The 23,098-nt window shown below is 68.3% G+C and carries 28 protein-coding genes; 14 read left to right on the top strand and 14 right to left on the bottom strand.

Annotation, left to right across the window (positions count from 1 at the left end):
- The first annotated feature begins 100 nt into the window (after positions 1–100).
- Positions 101–940 carry an arylamine N-acetyltransferase gene (locus QP609_RS18720; protein ID WP_197621434.1) on the top strand — a complete coding sequence of 280 codons (840 nt, stop codon included), beginning with the start codon at positions 101–103 and terminating at the stop codon, positions 938–940.
- Positions 941–1,005: 65 nt separating this feature from the next.
- Here the strand turns inward: QP609_RS18720 and QP609_RS18725 are convergent, their stop codons facing one another.
- Complete coding sequence (locus QP609_RS18725; RefSeq protein ID WP_014648601.1) at positions 1,006–1,377, bottom strand: VOC family protein; 372 nt, start codon at positions 1,375–1,377, stop codon at positions 1,006–1,008.
- An 82-nt stretch (positions 1,378–1,459) separates the two neighbouring features.
- On the opposite strand from QP609_RS18725, the gene QP609_RS18730 reads away from it, so the two are divergent.
- Entirely contained in the window at positions 1,460–2,176 is a 717-nt protein-coding gene (locus QP609_RS18730; protein ID WP_180835826.1) for a transporter substrate-binding domain-containing protein, read from the top strand.
- A 34-nt stretch (positions 2,177–2,210) separates the two neighbouring features.
- Here QP609_RS18730 and QP609_RS18735 read toward each other — a convergent pair whose 3' ends face one another.
- Complete coding sequence (locus tag QP609_RS18735) at positions 2,211–3,110, bottom strand: LysR substrate-binding domain-containing protein (protein WP_014648603.1); 900 nt, start codon at positions 3,108–3,110, stop codon at positions 2,211–2,213.
- A 98-nt stretch (positions 3,111–3,208) separates the two neighbouring features.
- On the opposite strand from QP609_RS18735, the gene QP609_RS18740 reads away from it, so the two are divergent.
- Positions 3,209–3,352 (top strand): hypothetical protein, encoded by a 144-nt coding sequence (locus QP609_RS18740; RefSeq protein ID WP_162838509.1) that lies wholly within the window; start codon positions 3,209–3,211, stop codon positions 3,350–3,352.
- A 7-nt stretch (positions 3,353–3,359) separates the two neighbouring features.
- On the opposite strand, the gene QP609_RS18745 is transcribed toward QP609_RS18740, so the two are convergent.
- Positions 3,360–3,926: a GIY-YIG nuclease family protein gene (locus QP609_RS18745; protein WP_014648604.1), complete on the bottom strand. Its 567-nt coding sequence runs from the start codon at positions 3,924–3,926 to the stop codon at positions 3,360–3,362.
- 132 nt (positions 3,927–4,058) lie between these two features.
- Between QP609_RS18745 and QP609_RS18750 the strand changes: the two genes are divergently transcribed.
- Positions 4,059–4,853 carry a D-alanyl-D-alanine carboxypeptidase family protein gene (locus QP609_RS18750; protein ID WP_197621438.1) on the top strand — a complete coding sequence of 265 codons (795 nt, stop codon included), beginning with the start codon at positions 4,059–4,061 and terminating at the stop codon, positions 4,851–4,853.
- 5 nt (positions 4,854–4,858) lie between these two features.
- On the opposite strand, the gene QP609_RS18755 is transcribed toward QP609_RS18750, so the two are convergent.
- Positions 4,859–5,452, bottom strand: a complete 594-nt coding sequence (locus tag QP609_RS18755; protein WP_049439310.1) for a TetR/AcrR family transcriptional regulator — start codon at positions 5,450–5,452, stop codon at positions 4,859–4,861.
- A 16-nt stretch (positions 5,453–5,468) separates the two neighbouring features.
- Positions 5,469–6,065 carry an NAD(P)H-dependent oxidoreductase gene (locus QP609_RS18760; RefSeq protein ID WP_049407909.1) on the bottom strand — a complete coding sequence of 199 codons (597 nt, stop codon included), beginning with the start codon at positions 6,063–6,065 and terminating at the stop codon, positions 5,469–5,471.
- 126 nt (positions 6,066–6,191) lie between these two features.
- Here QP609_RS18760 and QP609_RS18765 point away from each other — a divergent pair, with 126 nt between their 5' ends.
- Positions 6,192–6,725 (top strand): hypothetical protein, encoded by a 534-nt coding sequence (locus tag QP609_RS18765; RefSeq protein ID WP_134809360.1) that lies wholly within the window; start codon positions 6,192–6,194, stop codon positions 6,723–6,725.
- A gap of 57 nt (positions 6,726–6,782) precedes the next feature.
- Here QP609_RS18765 and QP609_RS18770 read toward each other — a convergent pair whose 3' ends face one another.
- Positions 6,783–7,610, bottom strand: coding sequence for an isocitrate lyase/phosphoenolpyruvate mutase family protein (locus QP609_RS18770; RefSeq protein ID WP_134966121.1), 828 nt, complete (start codon positions 7,608–7,610; stop codon positions 6,783–6,785).
- Positions 7,611–7,774: 164 nt separating this feature from the next.
- Here QP609_RS18770 and QP609_RS18775 point away from each other — a divergent pair, with 164 nt between their 5' ends.
- From QP609_RS18775 to accC, 5 genes are all read left to right on the top strand, one after another.
- Entirely contained in the window at positions 7,775–8,503 is a 729-nt protein-coding gene (locus QP609_RS18775; RefSeq protein WP_197621435.1) for a DOPA 4,5-dioxygenase family protein, read from the top strand.
- A 273-nt stretch (positions 8,504–8,776) separates the two neighbouring features.
- Entirely contained in the window at positions 8,777–9,226 is a 450-nt protein-coding gene (gene aroQ, locus QP609_RS18780) for a type II 3-dehydroquinate dehydratase (RefSeq protein WP_032959080.1), read from the top strand.
- A complete protein-coding gene (locus tag QP609_RS18785) occupies positions 9,223–9,648 on the top strand; it encodes a lysozyme inhibitor LprI family protein (protein ID WP_197621436.1) in 426 nt (141 codons plus the stop codon). The genes aroQ and QP609_RS18785 overlap by 4 nt, the downstream gene beginning before the upstream one ends.
- Before the next feature lie 54 nt (positions 9,649–9,702).
- A complete protein-coding gene (accB, locus tag QP609_RS18790; protein WP_005419696.1) occupies positions 9,703–10,182 on the top strand; it encodes an acetyl-CoA carboxylase biotin carboxyl carrier protein in 480 nt (159 codons plus the stop codon).
- Positions 10,183–10,192: 10 nt separating this feature from the next.
- Positions 10,193–11,560 carry an acetyl-CoA carboxylase biotin carboxylase subunit gene (gene accC / locus QP609_RS18795; protein WP_164077586.1) on the top strand — a complete coding sequence of 456 codons (1,368 nt, stop codon included), beginning with the start codon at positions 10,193–10,195 and terminating at the stop codon, positions 11,558–11,560.
- A 129-nt stretch (positions 11,561–11,689) separates the two neighbouring features.
- Here accC and QP609_RS18800 read toward each other — a convergent pair whose 3' ends face one another.
- Both QP609_RS18800 and QP609_RS18805 read right to left on the bottom strand, forming a co-directional pair.
- Positions 11,690–12,064: a hypothetical protein gene (locus QP609_RS18800; protein ID WP_032959077.1), complete on the bottom strand. Its 375-nt coding sequence runs from the start codon at positions 12,062–12,064 to the stop codon at positions 11,690–11,692.
- Complete coding sequence (locus QP609_RS18805) at positions 12,061–13,032, bottom strand: hypothetical protein (protein ID WP_014648615.1); 972 nt, start codon at positions 13,030–13,032, stop codon at positions 12,061–12,063. The genes QP609_RS18800 and QP609_RS18805 overlap by 4 nt, the downstream gene beginning before the upstream one ends.
- Before the next feature lie 164 nt (positions 13,033–13,196).
- On the opposite strand from QP609_RS18805, the gene prmA reads away from it, so the two are divergent.
- The 3 genes from prmA (at position 13,197) to fis (ending at position 15,318) form a co-directional block, all read left to right on the top strand.
- Positions 13,197–14,117 (top strand): 50S ribosomal protein L11 methyltransferase, encoded by a 921-nt coding sequence (gene prmA / locus QP609_RS18810; RefSeq protein WP_014648616.1) that lies wholly within the window; start codon positions 13,197–13,199, stop codon positions 14,115–14,117.
- A 42-nt stretch (positions 14,118–14,159) separates the two neighbouring features.
- A complete protein-coding gene (locus QP609_RS18815) occupies positions 14,160–14,927 on the top strand; it encodes a DUF3426 domain-containing protein (protein WP_049407899.1) in 768 nt (255 codons plus the stop codon).
- Positions 14,928–15,042: 115 nt separating this feature from the next.
- Entirely contained in the window at positions 15,043–15,318 is a 276-nt protein-coding gene (gene fis / locus QP609_RS18820; RefSeq protein WP_005419706.1) for a DNA-binding transcriptional regulator Fis, read from the top strand.
- 126 nt (positions 15,319–15,444) lie between these two features.
- Here the strand turns inward: fis and QP609_RS18825 are convergent, their stop codons facing one another.
- Genes QP609_RS18825 through QP609_RS18850 form a run of 6 tightly spaced genes read right to left on the bottom strand, consistent with a single transcriptional unit; the run spans position 15,445 to position 21,245 of the window.
- The gene (locus tag QP609_RS18825; protein WP_014648618.1) at positions 15,445–16,440 is read right to left on the bottom strand and encodes a phosphatidate cytidylyltransferase; all 996 of its coding nucleotides are present in this window, start codon (positions 16,438–16,440) and stop codon (positions 15,445–15,447) included.
- Entirely contained in the window at positions 16,437–17,066 is a 630-nt protein-coding gene (locus tag QP609_RS18830) for a lysophospholipid acyltransferase family protein (RefSeq protein ID WP_014648619.1), read from the bottom strand. The genes QP609_RS18825 and QP609_RS18830 overlap by 4 nt, the downstream gene beginning before the upstream one ends.
- 13 nt (positions 17,067–17,079) lie before the next feature.
- Entirely contained in the window at positions 17,080–17,517 is a 438-nt protein-coding gene (locus QP609_RS18835) for a hypothetical protein (RefSeq protein ID WP_014648620.1), read from the bottom strand.
- Positions 17,514–18,818 (bottom strand): phosphatase PAP2/dual specificity phosphatase family protein, encoded by a 1,305-nt coding sequence (locus tag QP609_RS18840; RefSeq protein WP_173390349.1) that lies wholly within the window; start codon positions 18,816–18,818, stop codon positions 17,514–17,516. Before QP609_RS18840 ends, QP609_RS18835 begins: the two co-directional genes overlap by 4 nt.
- A gap of 23 nt (positions 18,819–18,841) precedes the next feature.
- Complete coding sequence (locus tag QP609_RS18845) at positions 18,842–20,593, bottom strand: bifunctional alpha/beta hydrolase/class I SAM-dependent methyltransferase (protein WP_049439322.1); 1,752 nt, start codon at positions 20,591–20,593, stop codon at positions 18,842–18,844.
- A 34-nt stretch (positions 20,594–20,627) separates the two neighbouring features.
- The gene (locus QP609_RS18850) at positions 20,628–21,245 is read right to left on the bottom strand and encodes a CDP-alcohol phosphatidyltransferase family protein (protein WP_075076469.1); all 618 of its coding nucleotides are present in this window, start codon (positions 21,243–21,245) and stop codon (positions 20,628–20,630) included.
- Between the two features lie 208 nt (positions 21,246–21,453).
- Between QP609_RS18850 and purH the strand changes: the two genes are divergently transcribed.
- On the top strand, positions 21,454–23,037 hold the full coding sequence (purH, locus tag QP609_RS18855) for a bifunctional phosphoribosylaminoimidazolecarboxamide formyltransferase/IMP cyclohydrolase (RefSeq protein ID WP_014648624.1): 1,584 nt from the start codon (positions 21,454–21,456) through the stop codon (positions 23,035–23,037).
- Positions 23,038–23,098 lie beyond the last annotated feature (61 nt).

Here is a 23,098-nt window from a genome sequence, read left to right on the forward strand (position 1 = left end):
TACCCGGCACAGGCGACGGGGGGATGACACCCGCGCAATGCTTGACCTCAACCCCGGTTGGGAGAGCACAGTAGATCTCCCTCCCCCGCCCGGCGCGCGCATGACGACGCTCGATGTCCCCCGCTACCTGCAACGCCTGCAGCTGGATGCACTGCCACCGCTGACGCTGGCGGGCCTGACCCTGCTGCAGCAGCGCCACAACGCACTGCTGCCGTTCGAAACCCTCAGCTGCCTGCTGCGCGATGCAGTACCGATCGACCTGGACAGCGTGCAGCGCAAGCTGCTCGACGACCGTCGTGGCGGCTACTGCTTCGAACTCAACGGCGGCCTGCTGGCACTGCTGCAGGCGCTGGGCTTCGATGCACAGCCGTTGAGCGCGCGCGTGCTGCTGGCCGCCCAGGACGGCGAACTGACCGCACGCACCCACCTGCTGCTGCGCGTGCAGGTGGACGGCGATGACTGGCTGGTGGATGCCGGTTTCGGCAGCCTGACCCCGACCGTGCCGCTGCGGCTGCATGATCCGCAGCCGCAGGCCACGCCCCACGAGCGCTTCCTGTTGCAGCGCCTGCCCGGCGAGGGGGATTTCGTGCTGTCCGCCGAGTCCGGCGATGGCTGGCGGGCGATGTATCGCTTCGACCTGCACGCGCCGGCACCGATCGACAACGTCGTGGGCAACTGGTACGTGTGCACCCATCCCGATTCCAGTTTCCCCGGCCAGCTGCGCGCATCCCTGACCGGGCCGGACTGGCGACGCACCATCGGCAGTGGCAACTACACCGAGTACCGTCCCGGCCAGGCACCGGACAAGCGTCCGCTGCGCGATGTGGGCGACGTGCGCGAGGCGTTGCAGCAGCGCTTCGGCATGCAGCTGCCGGACGACCCACGGCTGGACCCGGCGATCAACGACTGGCTGCAGCGCTCGCGCGCGGCCACGGTGTAGAGCCGGGCCGATGCTCGGATGAGCGTTGGCGGCTGGGTCAACAGCAGCCGAGCATGGGCTCGGCCCTAAAGAACCACGCGCGCCTGCAGCGCAATGCGATTGCCTTCGCTGTCGGCGATCTCGGCCACGCGCCAGTCACCGGCATCGGCCGGGCCGAAGCGCAGCTCGGCCCCGGCCTGCAGCGCACGCTCGAGGCTGGCATCCAGGTCGTCAACCCCGATGTAGATGCGCGCACCGTGGACGGAGGGCAGATAGTCGGCCCCCCGCACCAGCGCCATGCTGGCACCGGTGGCCTCATCGGCAAACGGCAGGTAGGCCATCCTGCAGTCGTGCAGCAGGATCGGTTCGTCCACCGCCACCTGCAGCCAGTGCTGGTAGAACGTGATGGCCCGGCCCAGGTCAGTGACCGGTATCTCGACGTGCAGGATGGGGTTCATGTCCGCAGGATAACCGGATGCTGACACTGCCTTGCAGGTCCGTACTGGCATGCTGGACCGCCCTTTCCCCGCGGAGTCCTGCATGTCCCTGGCCGATCATCGTGGTGCGCTGGCACCGCTGGGCTTCCTGCGCGTGGCCATCAACCTGGGCAATCCAGTACTGGCGCAGGGGGACGCGCGCTCACCGCGCGGGCCGTCACTGGAACTGGCCACGGCATTGGCGCAGCGCATGGGCGTGCAGGCACGCTTCACCTGCCACGACGCCGCGGCCGCGGTGGTCGCTGCAGCCAGCAAGGATGCCTGGGACCTGGCCTTCCTGGCCATCGATCCGGCGCGCGCCGACCGCATCGCCTTCAGCGCCCCCTATGTGGAGATCGAAGGCACCTACCTGGTGCGCGAGGACAGCCCTGCGCAGCAGGTGGCCGACCTGGACCGCGATGGCCTGCGCGTCGCGGTCGGTCGTGGCGCCGCCTACGACCTGTTCCTCAGCCGCGAACTGCGCCACGCCATGATCGAGCGGGCCGAGACGTCGGCCGCTGCCATCACCCTGTTCGATCTGCAGCGCCTGGATGCCGCCGCCGGCGTGCGCCAGCCGCTGGCCGCCTGGGCGCAGGCGCATCCCGGCCACCGCGTGCTGGCCGACCGTTTCACCGTGATCCAGCAGGCGGTCGCGGCGCCGGCCTCGCGCCCGGCCGATGCATTGCAGGCGCTGTTCGAGGAAGTGGAGGCGATCAAGGCAGGCTCGTTGCTGGGCGAAGCCTTCGCCCGTGCAGGGCAGGCGGTTACGTTGGTACGGTGACTGCCGGACACACGCAGTCGGGCATGGCTCGACGCTATAAATGCGCGTCTGCCATGTGCCGGACGTGCTCGGCCGCCTGAGCGTGCAGCCAGTCGCGGAAGGCCAGGAAGCCGCGATGGCGGGCCGAGCGCTGCGGGTAGACCAGCCAATGCGGCCAGGCGGTTTTCAGTCGCAGGCTGGACAGCGCCACCAGTTGGCCGGAATCCAGCAGCAGGCGCGCCCGCGTCACCCGTCCCAGCGCTACGCCCACCCCGTCCAGCGCCGCACGGTGATGCGCCTCCGAATCATCCAGCACCGCCACGAAGCGCGGCGGCGGGTTCTGCCCACTCAGCGCGAACCAGGCGCCCCACGCGCCATCGGGATCCCCCAGCAGCGGCCACTGGTTCAGCGGCACGCGGTCGATCCCTCCCATGCGTTCGATCAGCGCCGGGCTGGCCATCGGCAGCAGCCACTCGTCGAACAGCGGCTCCACCACCAGGCCCGGCCACTGCCCGCTGCCCAGCCGCAGCGCGGCGTCGAACTGGCGCTGTCGCTCGAAGTCAATCAGGCGTTCACTCGACTGCAGGTTGATCTCGATCTGTGGATGCTCGGCAACGAAGTGCCCCAAGCGCGGCACCAGCCACGCCGACGCCATCGACGGTACCGCGCTGATCGTCAGCACGTGCTCGGCGCGTGCGGCATAGGGCTGGAAGGCCTCGTTGATCGCATCCAGATGCGGGCCTACCTGGTCGAGCAGGCGCTGCCCTTCCAGGGTGAGGGTGACGCCGCGTGGCTGGCGGACCAGCAGCGGCTGCCCCAGCCGCTCTTCCAGCTGGCGCATCTGATGGCTGAGCGCACTGACGGTCAGGTTCATCGACGCCGCTGCGCGTGACAGGTTGCCCAGCCGCGCGGCGGCCACGAAACCCTGCAGGGCGTGAAGGGGCGGACGGGACATCAGGCTTGAATTCCTCTCAAGGCATGCTTGCGGAAATGTCGCTTTTTCCCGGTCAATGCTGCCCGTATCGTGCAATCCACTCAAGTGGAGGGACGCTCATGAACATCTACGGCAGCCTGTTGTTCCTGCAGGGCCACGTGGCCAACGCCGAACTGGCCCGGCAGCTGGCCTGCCCGTCCACCGGCTCCCCCACGGGTGCGCCGCAACCGGCCGCGCCGGTTCAGAAACCGCGTGGCCGTTGAACACGGCTCAACCTGCATACCAACGCTGGACGTGTTCAGGCAGCCATGGCATTGGGTCGATATCCAGCACCCGGCAACCGTCGAGGGTGTCACGCAGCACGCGCTCGCCGGGGCCACCGGGCATGCGCAGGCCATCCTCTTCCGGAAGCTGCACCGCCGCCCAGTCGTGCAGCCGGTCCATGCGCAGGCGCTGGGCGGCCTGCAGCCAAGCCTTGAGCTGGAAACAGCGATAGCCCTGTGCGCCCAACGCATCAACCGCGAGCGACAACGCCTGGTTGGCACCACGCACCCATTCGGTGCGACCTCCGGCCTTGTCCTGGACCGTCATCGGCGCCGGCGCGCGGTGCGCCTTGAACGGCGAACGCAGCTGCAGCTCCAGATCACGCGCATCGCGCTCGCTCTCCGCTTCCACCAGCGTACCGGCATCAAGGTCGAAGAACTCGAACCAGCGCCGGTGCAATGCGCTGATGCGCCCGAGCGGATCGCGTGAAAAGCCGATCTTCGCGTAGTCCTCCCACGCACAGGGGAAGACGTAGGCGAAGACACGACCGTCGATGCGGATATGCGACTGCATGTGCGCAGGCTGCCTCCACTGCAGCCCGGGCGCAACCGGGCGTTGCCGTGGGCGCCGCAGGGCTTTGGCAGTACGGCTTCATGCAGCCGCTTCGGACTATCCTTGCTGGCTGTCGCTGTCATCACCGCCACCATGCCTGCTCCTGCGCCTGCCCACCTGCCGGTCTCGTCCATCACCCTGGACGCGGCAACCTTCGCGGTGGTCCACCAGCACAACGCGGACATCGCGCGGCAACCGGCCTCGCTGACCAAGCTGATGACCGCCTACGCCGCTTACGGATGCGTCGAAGAGAACGGTGGCACGTGGGACCAGGCGGTCACCATCGCCGCCGAGGATGTGCTTGCCGTAGCCGATGATGAAACACGCATGGGCCTGGTGCCCGGCGAAACGGTCACGCTGGCGCGCCTGCTGGAAGGGTTGATGATCGTCTCCGGCAATGATGCGGCGCTGGCCATCGCACGCCATCTGGACGGATCACAGCCTGCGTTCCTGGGCCGCATGAACTGGCACGCGCGCCAGCTTGGCCTGCGCAGCACGCGGTTCGCCAGCGTGTCCGGCATCACCACCCCGCACCATGCCTCCAGCGCGCGCGACATGGCGGTACTCGCCGCCTGCCTGCTGAATGACCATCCGCAGATCCTGGCAATCACCGCGCAGCGCACGTTCGCGCATGGCCGCTTCAGCCGCAGCAACCAGAACGCCCTGCTTGGCGAAGACGGCGTGGATGGATTGAAGACCGGCTACACCCAGGCCGCAGGCTTCTGCCTGGCCGCCACTGCCTGCCGGGCTGTGCCCGGGCGGAACCTGCCGGTACGCCTGATCACCGTGGTGCTGGGCGCTGAAAGCCGCGACGCACGCGATGCCCTTGTGCGCGAGCGGCTGGCCGCCGGGTTTGCGGCGCTGGACGACACCACCGCCGACGCCTGAGCGGATCAGCGTCGCTTGACCGTCGCCACGATCAAGCGCTGCAGCTCGGCCTCGGCGCCGACCTTGTCCAGCGCGCCTGCCGCCACGGCTTCGGACAGGGCTTCGGCCGCACCGAGAATCGCCCAGCGTCCGGCCAGGGGGACCGTGCCATCGGCCGCAAACGGGCCCAGCCAGGTGTCGCAGTTGTCGATGAAGTCCTGCTGGTAGCGCCGACGCACTTCATGGAGTTCCGGCGCGCCCACCAGCGCAGCGAGGATGCCCTGCACTTCACTGCCCTGGCTGAGGACGCAGTCGATGTAGCCGGAGGCGATGGCCGCCGCACGATCGGCCAGCTGCGCCCTGGCACGACCGATACGCTCGTGGAAGACCACCGTCTGCCGCCCGTCATAGTCATCGTAGAGCGCGGCCAGCAGCCCGTTGCGGGTCACGAAGTGATCATAGGCCACCGGTTTGGTCACACCGGCCGCCTCGGCCAGCCGCCCCAGCGTCAATGCGTCGGTGCCTTCGTCGCCGACCAGCGCCCAGGCCACGTCCAGCAACTGGCGGGCGCGTTGCTCGCGGGTCAATCGGCGGCGCGTGGGAGCGGCGTTGGCAGGCATCGGTGGAGCACGGCGGTCAGCGCATCGGAGCACCGATTTTACGGCCGATCGCCAGCGCGGTCTGCAGATGCGCTTCGGCTGCACCGGAATCGGCGTCCAGCAGCAGGTCGGACGACAGCACGCGCGCGCCGCAGTAGTCGAAGATGCCCATGTCGATCTGGGTCTTCATCGCCGCACCGTAGCCGCGCCGTTCGATCATGTCCGCGCCAGCCCCGCCGATGCCGACCAGATGCACGCCCAACCGCTGCAGCTTTTTCTGCACCTTGCCATCGGCGCCGTCCTGGTAGGCCCAGCCTTGGGTGAACACACGATCGATCCAGCCCTTCAGCAGCGCGGGGAAGGACCACCAGTACAGGGGATAGACCAGTACCAGCGTGTCGGCAGCCTGCAGCCGCGCCTGCTCGGCGGCGACGTCAGCCGGAGTCGCGCCGGTGCCACGGAACAGCGCCTGGTCCTGCATGTTGAAGCGCGGATCGAAGCCTTCAGCCATCAGATCGGCGTGGGTCACGCTGTTGGCGGCATCCGACGCGGTGATGGCTTCGCCGATGCGCCTGGCGATGGCATGGGTCAACGCGCCAGGTTCAGGGTGGGCGGTAACGATGAGGGTGTGCATGGGGCATGTCCGGAGTTCACTAACTACCAATAGTAAGTAGTGTCGCCCGGGATACCAGCGCCATGCGTGGGACGCTGTTTCCGCATCCACCGTATAGTGCGGCGGTTCCCACTGAGCTGCCCGACGATGCACCGGTATCTGCTTGCCCTTCTGCTGGCCCTGCCGATGGCAATGGACGTTACGCCCGCGCTGGCCGGTGAACTCAGTCCGGAAGACTCGGCCGCATTGCGCAATGAGGTGCAGGCGATGATGGGCGCCTTCGCCCGTGGCGATACCGAGCTGATCATCGCGCGTACCCATCCCAGCCTGAAGCAGCTGGCCGGTGGCGACGAGGCCTATGCGCGGGCGACCCGCGACACCGTGAAGGCGCTGCGCAGGGCCGGCGTCAGCATCATCAGCGACGAGGCAGGCGTGCCGGGCCGCACCTATGCGGCCGGTGACGAGGAAGTCTGCTTCGTACCGCGCCAGTCACTGCTGCGCGTGCGCGAAGCGCCGATGCGCAGCACGTCATTCATGGTTGCTGTGCGACGCGTCGGTACAACGCAATGGCGCTATCTGGACGGCGCGGCGATGCTGGACAACCCGGCACTGCTGCGGCAACTGCTGCCGGCGCTGGAGCCGGGCGTGACGCTGCCCAGGGGCGGGATGGAAGCGCTGTAGTCGCAGGCGCGCGTCCATCCACGCCCGGGCTCGATCCATTGCAGGCCTGGGCGTGTGTCAGCGGAACAGCGCGTTCAACGCCGCGCCCGAAGCCGCCTGCTGCAGGCCATCGAAGCGGCCGTCCTGCATGATCGGCTCGATGGCCTGCATCAGCCCACCCCACGCGGCTCGCGCCAGCGCACCGCCCAGGCTGACCCGTCGCACGCCGAGTGCGGCGATGTCCTGCAGGCTCAGCGGTGTCGGTCCACCGACCAGCAGGTTCACCGGCTTCGCCCCCGCAGCGGCAACCACCGCGCTGATCTGTTCGGGCGTGCTGATGCCCGGTGCATACAGCACATCGGCGCCGGCCTCGGCATAGGCGCGCAGGCGCTGCAGGGTGTCCTGCAGATCCGGCACGCCAACGAAGAAATTCTCGGCCCGCGCGACCAGCAGCACATCGCCCCCCGCGCGGTCGATGGCCGCACGTGCCGCACACAGTCGCTCGACCGCCTGCCCGATCGGCCGCAGCGGCGCATCGGCCACGCCGCTGGCGTCCTCGATCGACAGCGCCGCGATACCGGTGTCGATGGCCGCCGCCACCGCCTCGCCCACTGCCTGTGGCGTGGCGCCGAAGCCATCACCGAAATCGGCGTTCAACGGCAGCGGTGTCGCGGCCGCCATCAGCCGCAGATGTTCCAGTGTGGCCTGCAGCGAAACCGCCCCATCCGGCCGCCCTTCACTCCAGGCGCAGCCGGCACTGGTCGTGGCCAGTGCCTGGAAGCCCTGCCGCTGCAGGTAGCGGGCGCTGCCCACGTCCCACGGATTGGGCAGCACGAAACAACCGCGCGCATGCAGCTGGCGGAAACGCGCGCGCTTGCGCTGGGTGTCGGCATCAAGCGGGGTCATGGCGGGTTCCCGGGCGGCGGACCTGCACCCTAGCCCACGCTGCGGCGGCACTCAATCACGGCGTGGGCCAACGCGCATGAGGTGATGCCGGCTGCTTATTGGACACCACCGTGCACGCTGCCCGAGCGTGCTTGCCTGCCACACAGTGCCCCTCGGAGCCCCAGATGCACCCGGACCCGCAGACCCTGATCGACGCCGGCGACGATGACGCCCATTGGGCCGACCTGCTTTCACCCGCGCGCCGTCGCCTGATCGCGTCGGCCGGGCTGGCCGCTGGCGGCCTGGCCAGCGCGTCGGCTGCCACCGCAGCCGCGCGCAGCGACAACGCCGTGAACACCACCGAACCCGGGCGACCCGGCTTCCGCGCCATCGTTCCGCCGGCGCCCGAGGGCCGCAGCCCTTGGGGCCAGGCTACGGCCAGCGAGCCTACCCCGCGGCCGGCCAGCGTGCGCCCCGGCGAGGCCACGCTGCCCACCCGGCCACGTGCCTACACCGCCATCAAGAGCTACCACGCCCACATCTACTTCGACGAGGACAGCTTCGAGAAGGCCGCGCTGCTGCGGCGCTGGGCCGCCGAGCGCTTCCCTGTGGAGCTGGGCAACTGGAACCTTGAGCCACGCGGGCCGCACATCACCCCGTCGTTCTATTTCGGCTTCACCAACGACCTGCTGCCGGTGCTGGTGCCCTGGCTGCAGCTCAACAGCCTGGGCCTGACCATCCTGATCCACCCCAATACCGGCGATGGCCGCGCTGACCATCTGCATTACGCGTTGTGGGTGAACCGCGCGCAGCCGGTCAATGCCTACAACTGGCCGGCGCCGAAGCCCGGGCAGCCGGAACCGCTGGAAGAGGTGTTCCCGAACGTGGTGCCGACGGTGCCGCTGGAGATCTGAGCGGCCGGGTGCCGGACAGCTCCATGTGGAGGCGCAGTGTGCTGCCCACCGAACCCCGTCTCCCCGCGTGGCGTGGATGCCGGCATCGTCGGCCTACGTGCACGCATCCCCGTCCAGCACCACGTTCAGCGCGCCTTGATCCAGCGCCCGCCATACGGCCGCAAGCGCTCCGGCAGATTTCAAACATACGATTGAAACGCTGCAAACTTCGCCGAACTGGACAGCATCCGCCGGTTCCGCCAGACTGCCGCCCTTTCCCGTCTTCCGGATCCCATGGCGAAGCTGCTGGTCCTGCACGGCCCCAACCTCAACCTGCTCGGCACCCGCGAGCCGGAGGTCTACGGCCACACCACGCTGGCCGACATCGACCAGGCCCTGGCTGCCCAGGCATCGGCCGCCGGACACACCGTGGAACGCCTGCAGTCCAACGCCGAGCATGTGCTGGTGGACCGCGTGCAGGCTGCGCGCAGCGACGGAACCGCTTTCATCCTGATCAACCCCGCCGCCTTCACCCACACCTCGGTCGCCCTGCGCGATGCGCTGGCGGCGGTGGCGGTGCCGTTCATCGAGATCCACCTGTCCAACCCGCATACCCGTGAGCCGTTCCGCCAGCACAGCTACTTCAGTGACAAGGCAGTGGGCGTGGTATGCGGTTTCGGTGCCGACAGCTACCGCTACGCGATGGACGCGGCGCTGCTGCGCGTGCAGGCGGCCAGCGCGTGAAGATGCCGCCGCGCGTGCTTGCCAGCATCCTGCTGTGGGCCGGTCTGTGCGGCGCCAGTGTCGCTGCCGAGCGCGCGGCCGCGGGCATCGACTGCGCACAGGCAAGCGGCGGCTACGAGCGCGACATGTGCGATTCCGATCGCCTGGATGATGCCGACAGCGCATTGAACGCCGTCTACGCGCAGGCGCGTGGCGAACTGAAGGCGCAGGCAACCGATGGCAGCTGCAGCCGCTGCGCGGCGGCCGAACAGCAGCTGGTGAAGGCCCAGCGCATCTGGATCACCTTGCGCGATGCAGATTGCGAGGCGGTGTATGCCTTCAATGCAGACGGCACCTCGCGCAACCCCGCGAAGATGCAATGCCTGATCACCCAGACGCGCGACCGTACGCGGCAGCTGCGCGAGTTCTACGAACTGCTTTGAACCGAGTGCAACCGCACTCTCCACCACACTGACATCACGAGCAAAGAGGCCACCATGGATCTCCGCAAAATCAAGAAGCTGATCGACCTGCTGGAAGAGTCGAACCTGGCTGAAATCGAAATCAAGGAAGGCGAAGAGTCGGTGCGCCTGTCGCGCGCCCCGGTGGCCGGCTATGCCGCCCCGGTCGCCGCGCCGGTGTATGCCGCTCCGGCCGCCCCGGCGCCGCAGGCGATGCCGATGCAGTCGCCGACCGAAGCCTCCACCGGCGGCAGCGCCAAGCCGGGCCCGGCACTGCCGGAAGGCCACGTGCTGCGCTCGCCGATGGTCGGCACCTTCTACGCCTCGTCCGCCCCGGACAAGCCGGCCTTCGTCACCGTGGGCCAGCAGGTCAAGGAAGGCGAAACCCTGGCCATCATCGAAGCAATGAAGATGTTCAACCCGATCGAAGCCGACACCTCCGGCACCATCGTTGCCATCCTCGGCGAGAACGGCCAGCCGGTGGAATTCGACCAGCCGCTGTTCGTGATCGGCTGAGGGGCGCGCCATGCTCGACAAAGTCGTCATCGCCAACCGAGGGGAGATCGCGCTGCGCATCCTGCGCGCGTGCCATACCCTCGGCATCCGCACGGTGGCCGTGCACTCCACGGTCGACCGCAACCTCAAGCACGTGGCCATGGCCGACGAGTCGGTCTGCATCGGTCCGGCGCCGTCGCCGCAGAGCTACCTCAACATCCCGGCCCTGATCGCGGCGGCGGAAGTCACCGACGCCCAGGCCATCCACCCGGGCTACGGCTTCCTGTCGGAGAACGCCGACTTCGCCGAACGCGTGGAAGAATCCGGCTTCATCTTCATCGGCCCCAAGGCCGACACCATCCGCATGATGGGTGACAAGGTCGAAGCCATCCGCGCGATGAAGGCCGCGGGCGTACCGTGCGTGCCCGGCTCGGGCGGCCCGCTCGGCGAGGACATCGTCGCCAACACCAAGATCGCCCGCGAGATCGGTTATCCGGTCATCATCAAGGCGGCCGGCGGTGGCGGTGGTCGCGGCATGCGCGTGGTGCACGCCGAAGCGTCGCTGAAGACCTCGATCGAAACCACCAAGAGCGAGGCCAAGGCCGCGTTCGGCAATGGCGAGGTCTACATGGAGAAGTTCCTGGAGAATCCGCGCCACGTGGAAATCCAGGTGCTGGCCGATGGACAGGGCAATGCCATCCACCTCGGTGAGCGCGACTGCTCGATGCAGCGCCGCCACCAGAAGGTGGTGGAAGAGGCACCGGCGCCGGGCATCACCGCCGAGCAGCGCGAGCAGATCGGCAGGGTCTGCGTGGAAGCCTGCATCCGCATCGGCTACCGCGGCGCGGGCACGTTCGAGTTCCTGTACGAGGACGGCCGCTTCTACTTCATCGAGATGAACACCCGCATCCAGGTGGAGCATCCGGTCACCGAAATGGTCACCGGCATCGACCTGGTGGCCGAGCAGCTGAAGATCGCCGCCGGCCAGAAGCTGTCGATCAAGCAGAGCGACGTGGTGCTGACCGGCCATGCCATCGAGTGCCGCATCAACGCCGAAGACGCCGAAACCTTCGTGCCGAGCCCGGGCACCATCACCGGCTTCCATCCGCCGGGTGGCCCCGGCGTGCGCGTGGACACCCACATCTACAGTGGCTACCGCGTGCCGTCGAACTACGACTCGATGATCGGCAAGCTGATCGTGCACGGCCCGGACCGCGAAACCGCCATTGCCCGCATGCGGGTGGCACTGAGCGAAATGGTGGTCGATGGCATCAAGACCAACATCGCCCTGCAGCAGAGGATCATGCGTGACAAGGGCTTCCAGGCCGGTGGCCAGAACATCCACTACCTGGAAAAGCGCCTGGCCGAGCGCAAGAACAAGCCGATCGCATTGACCTGATCGGCGCCAGGTGCTGGACATGAAAAGGGCGGGGATATCCCCGCCCTTTTCTGTTCCTGTAGAGCCGGGCCCATGCTCGGCTTGCCGCCAAGCACAGCCGAGCATGGGCTCGGCTCCACAGCGAGCACGTCAGCGCTTGTCGGCCACGTCGGCCGGAATCTGCGAATGGGCCAGCGGCCGCACGCCATTGGGCGAGGTCGGATCGACGATCACCATGGTTTCGGTCGAACCATCGGGCCACACCACCTGGAAGGTGCTGCCGGCCGGCAGTGAAGCGAATGGCATGCCACTCTGCGCGCGGTAGACCGCAGCGACCTGGCTGGCACCGGCGCGGCGCACGTCTTCCTGCGCCTTCACCGTGGTCAGCTCCACCTTCGACAGATGCCGGTAGCGGTCCTCGTAGGTATCGATCATCAGCAGGCCAACCGCCCCAGCCGAGTAGGCCACGAACAGCGCCACCCAGAACCAGAACTTGGCCCCATGCAGGAATCGACGGTAATTCATCGCCCGTCCCTCTTTCCAACCAATCGCTTGATCCATTCCTTCATTTTCCCAGCACCTTGCCGCGATACCGCAGCGTCATACACGAAATCCCGGAAATCCTGCGCTCCATCCTGCGAACAGATCCCTCCGTTCGCACAAAAATTGTTGACCAGCACGCTGTCCGCTCCACAGGCCAGGCCGAGTTCACAGGCCGCAAGCCGCCATGCAAGTTCACTGAGCTGCTCGCCCGCCACCAGCCCGTCAAGCGCGCGGTCACCGGCCGCACGCACGCCCATGCCTGGCGCGATGGCCATGTAGGCCTCGGGGTCGCGCGAGGTGCGCACGCGCTCGACCAGGTCGCGGCGGTACTCGGCACTGTCATGCAAGGGCTCGCCCTCGGCGAACAGCGACGCTTCCGCGGCCAGGTTGCCCTGCGCGGCCGCCTTGCGGCGTTCGGCCAGCACCAGCGCCGCGCCCAGCTTGTCGCCCGGCACGAAACCGCCACACCGCTGTGCCACCCGCTCGCGTGCCTCGATCATCGCCGGCGCCGCAGTCAGGCCCAACCCGCTCAGTACGTTGTTGTCCAGGCGGTAGCCACCCGGATCGAGTGCGTACTGCGCGCAATAGTCATAGACGCGGCTGAGCATCCAGCGCGCCTCGTGATTGCCGTTGTCGGCCTGTGCGCGCAGGCGCTGGGCGTAGGCATACAGGTCGCTGGCGTCTTCGATGTCGGCGCGCAGGTCCAGCGGCAGGCCCGACGGCAGCGTGTTGCCGCGCTCGAAAGCCGCCAGCCGCCGCGCCAGCGCTTCCGGCACCACCGGCAGCGGCGCTCCGCCGTCACGGCTGGCCATGGCCAGCGGCAGGTCCGGCGACGCCGACGTCGACGCCACGCCCGCAGCATGGCCGCTGGCCCGATACCCGGCCACGCCCAGCACGGCCACCGCCGGCAGCACGAGCAACCAGGTTTTCAGGGTCGGAGCGAAGGCCATCGGCGGTGGTGAGCGTTCACGGCACGCAGGAAAGCGCCGAGTTTAGCAAGGCCCGGCAGGCCTGTCTGAACTGCCCCCATTCATCTCAAAGCGGCATCTCAGGCAATACGGAGACGCCCCGATGGTCTAGCATTGCCCCCTTTCCCGCGACTGTCCCCACCGCCATGCCGTTCCTGGAACTGACCCTGCGCTGCACCGAAGCCACCCAGCCCCGCTATGAAAATGCGCTGGAGGACGTCGGCGCACTGGCCGTGACCCTGCTTGATGCCGAAGCCGACACCAGCAACGAACAGGCCATCCTCGAACCCGGCGTGGGGGAAACGCCGCTGTGGGACACCCTGGTGCTGAGCGCGCTGTTCCCCGCCGACAGCAATGCGCTGCTGCTGCTGGCCGCCCTGGAATCCTTCGACCCGGAACTGGACTGGAGCAATGGCAGCTTCCGCGCGGTCGAAGACGAAGACTGGGAGCGCGCATGGCTGGACCAGTTCCAGCCGATGGATTTCGGCAGCCGCACCTGGATCGTGCCGTGGAACCATGAACTGCCGGACGCTGCACAGGCCGCCGATGCCGCCGTGGTGCGGCTGGACCCGGGCCTGGCCTTCGGCTCAGGCACCCATCCGACCACCGCCCTGTGCCTGCGCTGGCTGGACCAGCTGGCCGTGGACGGCCAGCTGCAGGGCCAGCGCGTGCTCGACTTCGGCTGCGGCTCGGGCATCCTCGCGCTGGCCGCGCTGAAGCTGGGCGCCGCCGAAGCGATCGGCGTGGACAACGACCCGCAGGCGCTGGTCGCCACCGCCGACAATGCCGAGCGCAATGGCGAGCAGGCCCGCATGCAGGTGTACCTGCCGCAGGACGAACCGGTCGCCACCTACCCGATCGTGGTCGCCAACATCCTTGCCTCGGCGCTGGATGCGCTGGCCGAGCTGCTGGCCGCACGCGTCGCCGCCGGCGGTCGCATCGCCCTGTCGGGCATCCTGCAGGGCCAGGAAGGCGAACTGCTGCAGCGTTATGCCGCGTGGTTCGACGATCTGCAGGCCACCCAGGATGGCGACTGGATGCGCATCACCGGCACGCGCCGCGCCTGATCGTGATTGAATGACCGCTGGATCCGAGCCCGCGCCCTGAGCATGTCCGAGCCGAACCCGCCGCGCCGCCCTTTGGCCACCTTCCTGCGCCCCGCGTCGGAAGGCGAGGCCGCACCTGCGACCGACGCGCGCACGCCCGACCCGTCGGCGCATGACATCCCTGCCGCGAAGTCCGGGGACCCGGTCGACGCGGCGCTGCCGCCGATGGCGGAGACGCGACAGCTCGATGACACCGTCATCCTCGACGAAGCGACCGTGATCGAACCCGTCCTTGCCGTCCCGGCCGCGCAGGCGGTGGCCGGCGATGCGCCGAGCTTCCTGGGCACTTCGCGGCCGCGCGCGCTGCCGACGCCGCGCTGGCACTGGGTGCTGGTCGCCGGGCTGGCACTGCTGCTGGTACTGCAGAGCGTGCTGGCCGATCGTGCGCGCCTGGCCGCCGACGCCGGCAACCGCACCTGGCTGGGCGCACTGTGCGGCGTGCTGCGCTGCAGCCTGCCGGCCTGGCACGAGCCGACCGCGTTCACCATGACCAGCCGCGAGATCCGCCCCCTGCCCGGCCAGGCCGGTGTGCTGCAGGTGCAGGCCAGCATCCGCAACGATGCGCGCTGGGCACAGGCCTGGCCGGACCTGCGCCTGTCACTGTCCGATGCCGATGGCCGGGTGATCGGCAGCGGCGTGTTCACGCCCGCGCAATACCTTGGCGAAAGCCCGGCCACGACCGTGCTGGAACCGGGCCAGAGTGCGCGCATCGCGTTCCGCGTGCAGGAACCCGCCGCGTCCACCGTCGCATTCACCTTCGACTTCCTCTGACCAGGGTAGAGGCGACCAGCCGTGGCAGGTCGGGCACGCTCGCGCTAGACTGGCCGCCACCACCTCGTCCGGCCGCGCGCTCCGCGCGCACGGGCCAACCGAATCGGGAACCCCCTTGAACGCTGTCCTCTCTCGTCCTGACAACAGTCGTGGCGCTCCCCGGCCACCGCTGCGTGAACACGTCGCCCAGTCCGTGCGCCGCTATCTGCGTGATCTTGATGGCTGCGACGCGGACGATGTCTACGAGATCGTGCTGCGCGAGATGGAAATCCCGCTGTTCGTGGAAGTGCTCAACCACTGCGAAGGCAACCAGAGCCGCGCCGCCGCGATGCTGGGCATCCACCGCGCCACCCTGCGCAAGAAACTGAAGGAATACGGCATCAGCGCCTGAGCGCGCGCGGGTAGTGCCGGCCGCTCGCCGGCAACCCCATGAACGATGGCAGGATGTCGCAGTTGCCGGCCAGCGGCCGGCACTACCGGTAGATCCACGCCATGCGTGGATGCAGCCCCGGCGGGATCACCCGCCGCCGCCCGCCTTCCAGTAGTACCGCACCACATGGAAGAACACCGGCGCGGCGAAGCACACCGAATCTAGCCGGTCGAGCATGCCGCCATGGCCCTCGATCATGTGGCCCCAGTCCTTGATCCCACGGTCGCGCTTGATCGCCGACATCACCAGGCCGCCCCAGAATCCCATCAGGTTGATCAGCAGCGACAGGCCGAACGCCTGCAGCGGCGTGAACGGGGTGATCCACCATAGCGCCGCCCCAAGCGCGCTGGCGCTCAGCACGCCACCCACGAAGCCCTCCACCGTCTTCGACGGCGACAGCTTCGGCGCGATCAGGTGCCGGCCCAGCAGCTTGCCCCAGATGTACTGCAACACGTCCGAGGACTGCACCACGATCACCAGGAAGGCGAACAGCAGCACGTTGCGCGAGGGGTCGTGACCGGGCACGTGCAGGTTCAGCAGCAGCGGCACGTGCGAGATGCAGAACACGCAGATCATCAACCCCCACTGCACCTTCGCGGTGCGCTCCAGGTAGTGCGTGGTATCGCCACCGATGGTCGACAGGATCGGCAGGAACAGGAACGCATAGACCGGGATCAGCAGCGTGTACATGCCGTACCAGTCGATCCACACCAGGTAGTACTGCCACGGCAGCACGATGTAGAACGCAGCCAGCAGCGCGTAGTAGTCGCCTGAACGGGTCGGTGCCAGGGTGATGAACTCGCGCAGCGCGAACAACGAAATGATCGCGAACAGCACGATCACCCCGGCGCGACCGAAGAACAGCGCCAGCCCGACCACGATCGCCATCACCCACCATGCACGGATACGCGACACCAGGTTGGCGATCACCGCGCTGGGCTGACCGCGCTGGCGCCAGCGCAGGGTCTCGGCCACCAGCGTGGCCAGCACCAGCACCGCGCCGACGCCGGCAAACAGCAGGCCGGTCTGCTGGCCGACACTCTGCGTTGCCAGATCGCCAGATACATCCAGCACGAAACTCATGCACGACCTCCATTCGGCGCCAGGTCCAGCAGCGCCTGCCGGCTGCGGGCCAGGAATGCGGCCTTGTCCTCGTCGGCCTGCAGCCGCAGCGGCGTGCCGAAGGTGGCCGTGCACAGCAGCGGCAACGGCAGGAACCGCCCCTTCGGCATCACCCGCTTCAGGTTGTCGATCCATACCGGCACGAACTCCAGCTCCGGCCGTTGCCGCGCCAGATGGTAGATGCCGCTCTTGAACGGCAACAGCGGTTCATCGCCGATATTGCGCGTGCCTTCCGGGAACAGGATCAGCGAGCAGTCTTCGTCCACCGCATCGCGCAGTACCTGCAACGGGTCCTGCTGGCGATGGCCGGCCTCGCGCTCGACCAGAACACCGTTGAACACCGCATCGATCAGGTAGCGACGCAGGCCATCACGCTGCCAGTACTCGGCCGCGGCCACCGGGCGCACCTGGCGCCGCAGTGCCGGTGGCATCGATGACCAGATCAGCACGAAGTCACCATGGCTGGCGTGGTTGCCGTAGTACACGCGGCGCTCGCTGGACGGCGCGCAACCGATCCACAGCGCGCGTGCGCCGGTCACCACATGGATCGCGCCACTGCAGGCGCGGGCAATCAGTTCGGCAAACATCGGTCACTCCCATTCACGTCTGCGGCCACACCACGGCCAGCACCAGCAGTGCGAACTGCACTGCGGTCAGCAGGTACTGGCGCAGCAGCAGGCGGCGCATGCCGGACCAGCGCGCATCCCAGCCACGCAGTGGCGCATCGGGCGACGCGCGGCGCAGGCCACTGTCGTGCAGCAGCTGATCGATGCGGCGTGCGGCGGCTTCGCCCTCCAGTCCTTCATCGCGCAGCAGCTGCAGCAGGCTGGCATCCAGCCCCACCCGCCACGCGTGGTAGGCCTGTGCGATGCCCGCGGCAACACTGAGCAGCAACAGGCCGGCAGCGATCATCGCCAGCCCCGGCTCGGTGCCGAGCAGCAGCAGTGCCACCAGCAACATGCCCAGCGACAGCAGCGCCGGCCAACGCCCCTGGCGCAGCAGCAGGTGCATGGTCACCAGATCGGGAACCGTGCTCATGCGCGCGCTCCTGCCGCAGCAGTGATGGCATGCAGATGCGCCGCGTGCAGCACGATGCCGGGGCGTGCAGCCCGCACGATCGCCACTGCCGCGTTCGCATCGGCGGCACGACCACTGCGCAGCAGCCAGGTGGCGACGCTGGCGGCGCTGCGCGAATAGCCCAGCGCGCAGCACGCCAGCAGCGGCCCCTGCACGCGCAGACGCTCGATGGCATCGGCCGCCTCGCGCAGCTGTTCCGGCGTGGGCACCACCAGGTCCAGCATCGGCACGCTGGCATACGCCGCGCCCGGCGCGCGGCAGGACAGTTCAGCACAGGTATCGACCACGCCGACCAGCGGTGTTGGCAACGCAGCACAGGGAATGCGTCCCAGCCACACGTCATCCATCACCGGCACCGGATGCGGCGCACGCCGCGTCCACAGCCGCGAATTGACCCAGGCTGCGCCCAGGTACGGCGCCAGCAGCCAGCGTGCCGCCATGGTCAGGCGACCATCGGCGCGCTTCTGGAACACCGCGGTACCCAGCCCGGCATAGGCCAGCGCCACCAGCAGCAGCGACACCACCGGCCACAGCAGCCACAACGCGGCGCCACGCAGAAGCACCACCGGCACCAGCAGCACAGCGGCCCCCAGCAGGTACACCCCTGCCAGGCGCCAGCGCTTGGCATCACGTGCCGTGCGCCATGCACGCAGCGGTGGCGTGCCCTGCTCCGGCCACAGCCACACGCACAACCAGCCGGCCAGCAGGCCGGTCGGGATATCGATGAAGTGATGCTGGAACGTGGTCAGCACCGAGACGCCGATCAACAGCGCCCACGCGTGCAGCACCCAGCGCCACACGCCGTGCAGGTACTGTGCGAACTTCACCCACAGCACGATCAGCAACACGATGTGCAGCGACGGTGCCTGGTTGAACGGCTTGTCGAAGCCCAGCAGCACATCGAACAGCCAGCCGAACACACCGCCGATCTGCGGACGCTCGAAGCTGAAGCGCAGCGGCCACAGCAGGAAGCAGCTCACGGCGATCAGCTGTGCGCTGAACAGCCGCAATGCGTGCCGGTCCAGCTCCAGCCGTTGCCGGCACAGGAAGAACGAGACCGCGTAGAACAGGTCGATCGACCAGTACGGCACGATGGTCCATGGCACGAACGGGATGCGGGTCTCCCAGCCGAACGCCATCACCGGCAGGGTAGCGTGGCGGCCGGCCATCCAGTTGGCGAAGCCATAACTGGCGAAGAAGAACGGACCCAGCAGGGCCAGCCACAACAGGGCGCGCCGCCAGGGGCGCCCCTCTGCGGCCAGTGGGGATGCGGCGAGCGTCGCCATCACGCGGTCCGGCGCGCCAGCGATACGGTGAAGATGCCGAAGTCGTCGATACGCTGCGCCACCTTCTCGAACCCGGCCAGGCGCACCAGTTCGTCCATCTCCTGCTGGGTACGGCGGCGCATCACCCACGCCGCGCCACCGCGGTGGCTGGTCAAGGCACGGGCAATGAATTCCAGCTGCGGGTGCCAGGGCTGGCCGGTATAGGCCAGGTAGCCACCCACTGGCACCGCTGCGGCAATGCCCTGCAGCGAGCGCAGCACGGCGTCGTTGTCGGGGAACAGTTCGTACAGGCCCGAGACTACCGCCAGCGTCGGCGCTGGATCGACCTTGGCCAGCTGTGCCGGGTCGAACGCATCACCCTGCTCGAAGCGCGCGATGTCTGCCGCGCCCAGGCGCTGGATCAACGCCTGGCCCTGGGTCACGTTCAGATCGCTGAAGTCGCGCAGCACGATGCGGTCGGCGCGCTGCTCGCCCTGGCCCAGTGCTTCCAGCACATAGCGGCCATGGCCGGCGGCCACGTCCAGCACCCGCACCGGCGTGCCCTGCCCGCGCAGGCGCTGTGCGGCGTCGCGCAGCAGTTCCTGCAGGTGCTGGCCACGCACGCGGATGCCACGCCAGCCGATCGCATCCAGGTAGTTGCGGTCGACCATCCGCCCCAATGGGCCCTTGCCGCGCGCCTCATTCCGGTAGATGTAGTCCAGCGTGCTACCGGAATCGAAACCGGTCTGCAGGCCCAGCGCGATGCCTTCGGACAGCGTGCCGCCGAAGCGCAGGCCGCCACGTACCACGCGCCAGCGCAGGTCGGCCAGGCTGTTGCGTTCCGGTGGCCAGGCCAGGATCTCCGATTCCTCGAAGGTTGGCCCGTGACGGTGCGCGTCGCGCCGTGACAGCTCGCGCAGCGGCTCGGCGAAACGCGCCTGGATGAAGCTGCGGATGCGCGCCAGTGCCGGTGCCCGATCGCGCTCGCCCAGCGTGTCGTGGAAGAAGCCCGGCAGGTGCACCCGCTCCTTGATCGGGCTGGACAGGCGCTCATAGAAGCGATCCTGCGGGCCACGGTGCACCACGAAATCCGAGCCGGACACCAGCAGCTGCACCGGCACGCTGATCGCCTGCGCATCGGCCACGATGCGGTCGGCCGCTTCGTACAGGCCCAGCAGCACGCGCACCGAGATCGGCCGGGTGATCAGCGGATCGGTACGGTAGCTTTCCACCCGCGCCGGGTCATGGGTCAGCCACTGCGGCTTGACGTAGCTGTTGACGAAGAAGTTGCCGCGCAGCTTCTGCATCAAGGCCAGGCCCGGCCGCGCGAACGGCACGTACAGCTTCACCTTGAACGCCGGTGAAGCCATCACCAGCGCACGCAGGCGTGGCGCGTAATCGTGCACCCAGGTCGCGGCGACCACCGCCCCTACGCTCTGCGCGATCACCACGATGTCTTCCACCGCAATGCCGTGCTCGGCGCCGATGTGGGCGATGAAGCTGTCCAGGTCGCGCACCAGCGCCGGGAAGCCCGGTGCATCGCCACGCGCACCCGGCGAACGGCCATTGCCGCGCGCATCCCAGGCGAAGAAGGCGGTGTCGGGCAGGTCCAGCTCATCGACCAGGTGGGTGACGCGCCCGGAGTGCTCGTGGCCGCGGTGCAGCAGCACGATGGCCCGGGTGGCCGGGGTGGCGGTGGTGCCCGCCCAGTACCGGTAGAACAGCGGTACCTGGTCGAAGCTGTGGAATTCCCGTTCCTGCGCCTGACGCATGCAATCTCCTGATTGTCTTTTTGTATCTGCTTGATTAATTCGACGAAACCGCCGTTTCCCGCAGTCCGCGACGGACGCGGTTGATCATGGTCAGCATGCACAGCACCGCCATGGCCGCGGCCACGCCCGTCACCGTCATCGCGCCAACCCACCCAAACGCCAGCAGCAGACCCAACACGCCGACGACGAAGGCGCGGTCACTCTTGCCCATCGGGCCGTCATAGCGGCGGCTGGCACCGACCATCAGCCCCAGCACCCCGGCGTACTCGCTCAGCGCCGCCGTCCAGGCCACCAGCCACAGCACTTCCGGGCGCACGCCCGGCACGCTGAGCAGGCTCAGGTACAGCGCCGCGTCGGCGATCACATCGCACAGCTCGTTCAGATAGGCGCCCAGCCGCGACTGCTGGCCGAACTCGCGGGCCAACATGCCGTCCACGGCGTTGAGCGCCATGCGCAGCAGCATCCACAGCGGCAGCAGCAGGTACAGCAGGGGCTGGGCCGGCGCGCAGCACCAGACGGCGGCAGCGACCAGCAGCGAGACCACGGCCGCGGTCACGGTCACCGCATTGGCGGTGATCCCCATGCGGTACAGACCGCGTACGGCCGGACGCAACAGGTCCTGAAAACGTCCTTTCAATGCATAGATCGACACGATCCGAACCCGCTGATCCTTGGCAGTTCCGGCACAGCCTACCCGATTGGAGCAGCGCGCCCCATCGAATTGCTTGCGGACCGCCCCCGGCCAGGCTGTGCTGAAGGCGGCCACAGGCCGTGGGTGCGGGTCGATTTTCCCCGCCGGCGCCCGCCACCGGCCCCCACCGCCTACAATATCGGCCCCGCTCCGCTGCCGATTCTGTCCCATGACTGCTGATCTGTTGCCCGTCCGCCGGGCCCTCCTCTCCGTTTCCGACAAGACCGGCCTGGTCGAGCTGGCCACTGCGCTGGCGGCACGCGGCGTGGAGCTGTTGTCCACCGGCGGCACCGCCAAGGCGATCCGCGATGCGGGCCTGGCCGTGAAGGACGTGGCCGAGGTTACCGGCTTCCCGGAAATGATGGACGGCCGGGTCAAGACCCTGCACCCGATGGTGCACGGCGGCCTGCTGGGCCGTTCCGGCCTGGATGATGCGGTGATGGCCGAGCACGGCATCGGTGCCATCGACCTGCTGGTGCTGAACCTGTACCCGTTCGAATCGGTCACCGCCCAGGCCGACTGCACCCTGGCCGACGCGGTCGAGAACATCGACATCGGCGGCCCGGCCATGCTGCGCTCGGCGGCCAAGAACTTCGCCCGCGTGGCGGTGGCCACCGATCCGTCGCAGTACGCCGAGCTGCTGGCCTCGCTGGAGGCCAACAACGGCCAGCTGACGGCGGCCACCCGCTTCGCATTCTCGGTGGCCGCGTTCAACCGCGTCGCCCAGTACGATGCGGCGATCAGCAACTACCTGTCGGCGGTCACCGCCACTGACGCCGCCGTGCCGGCCCGTGCCGAGTACCCGGCGCAGATGAACTCCACCTTCGTGAAGGTGATGGACCTGCGCTATGGCGAGAACCCGCACCAGAGCGGCGCGTTCTACCGCGACCTGTACCCGGTGCCGGGCACGCTGGCCACCTTCCAGCAGCTGCAGGGCAAGGAGCTGAGCTACAACAACCTGGCCGACGCCGATGCGGCGTGGGAATGCGTGCGCCAGTTCGATGCGCCGGCCTGCGTCATCGTCAAGCACGCCAACCCGTGCGGCGTGGCCGTCGGCGCCGGCAACGGCGATGCCTACGAGCTGGCCTACGCCACCGACCCGACCAGCGCCTTCGGCGGCATCATCGCCTTCAACAAGCCGCTGGATGCCGCCACCGCCAAGGTGATCCTCGATCGCCAGTTCGTCGAAGTGCTGATCGCCCCGGACTACGAGCCGGCCGCGCTGGAGTACGCGCAGAAGAAGGCCAACGTGCGCGTACTGCGCATCCCGCACGGCGACGGCCTGAACAACTTCGACAGCAAGCGCGTCGGCTCGGGCCTGCTGCTGCAGTCCTCGGACAACCGCGGCATGACCCGCGACGAACTGAAGGTGGTCAGCAGGCTGGCGCCGACCGACAAGCAGTTCACCGACCTGCTGTTTGCCTGGAAGGTCGCCAAGTTCGTGAAGTCCAACGCGATCGTCTACGCCAAGGACAACCGCACCATCGGTGTCGGTGCCGGCCAGATGAGCCGCGTGTACTCGGCCCGCATCGCCGGCATCAAGGCCGCCGATGCGAACCTGGTGGTCGAGGGCTCGGTGATGGCCTCCGACGCCTTCTTCCCGTTCCGCGATGGCATCGATGCCGCTGCAGCCGCCGGCATCAAGGCGGTCATCCAGCCGGGCGGTTCGATGCGCGATGCCGAAGTGATCGCCGCCGCCGACGAACATGGGCTGGCCATGGTGTTCACCGGCGTGCGCCACTTCCGCCACTGATCCGCATCACCAAGCCGGGCCCTGCCCGGCTTTTCTCTTCCGTACCCGAGAACCCTGTCCC

The organism is Stenotrophomonas sp. 8(2023) (genome assembly GCF_030345295.1).
Taxonomy (GTDB): Bacteria; Pseudomonadota; Gammaproteobacteria; order Xanthomonadales; family Xanthomonadaceae; genus Stenotrophomonas; species Stenotrophomonas muris.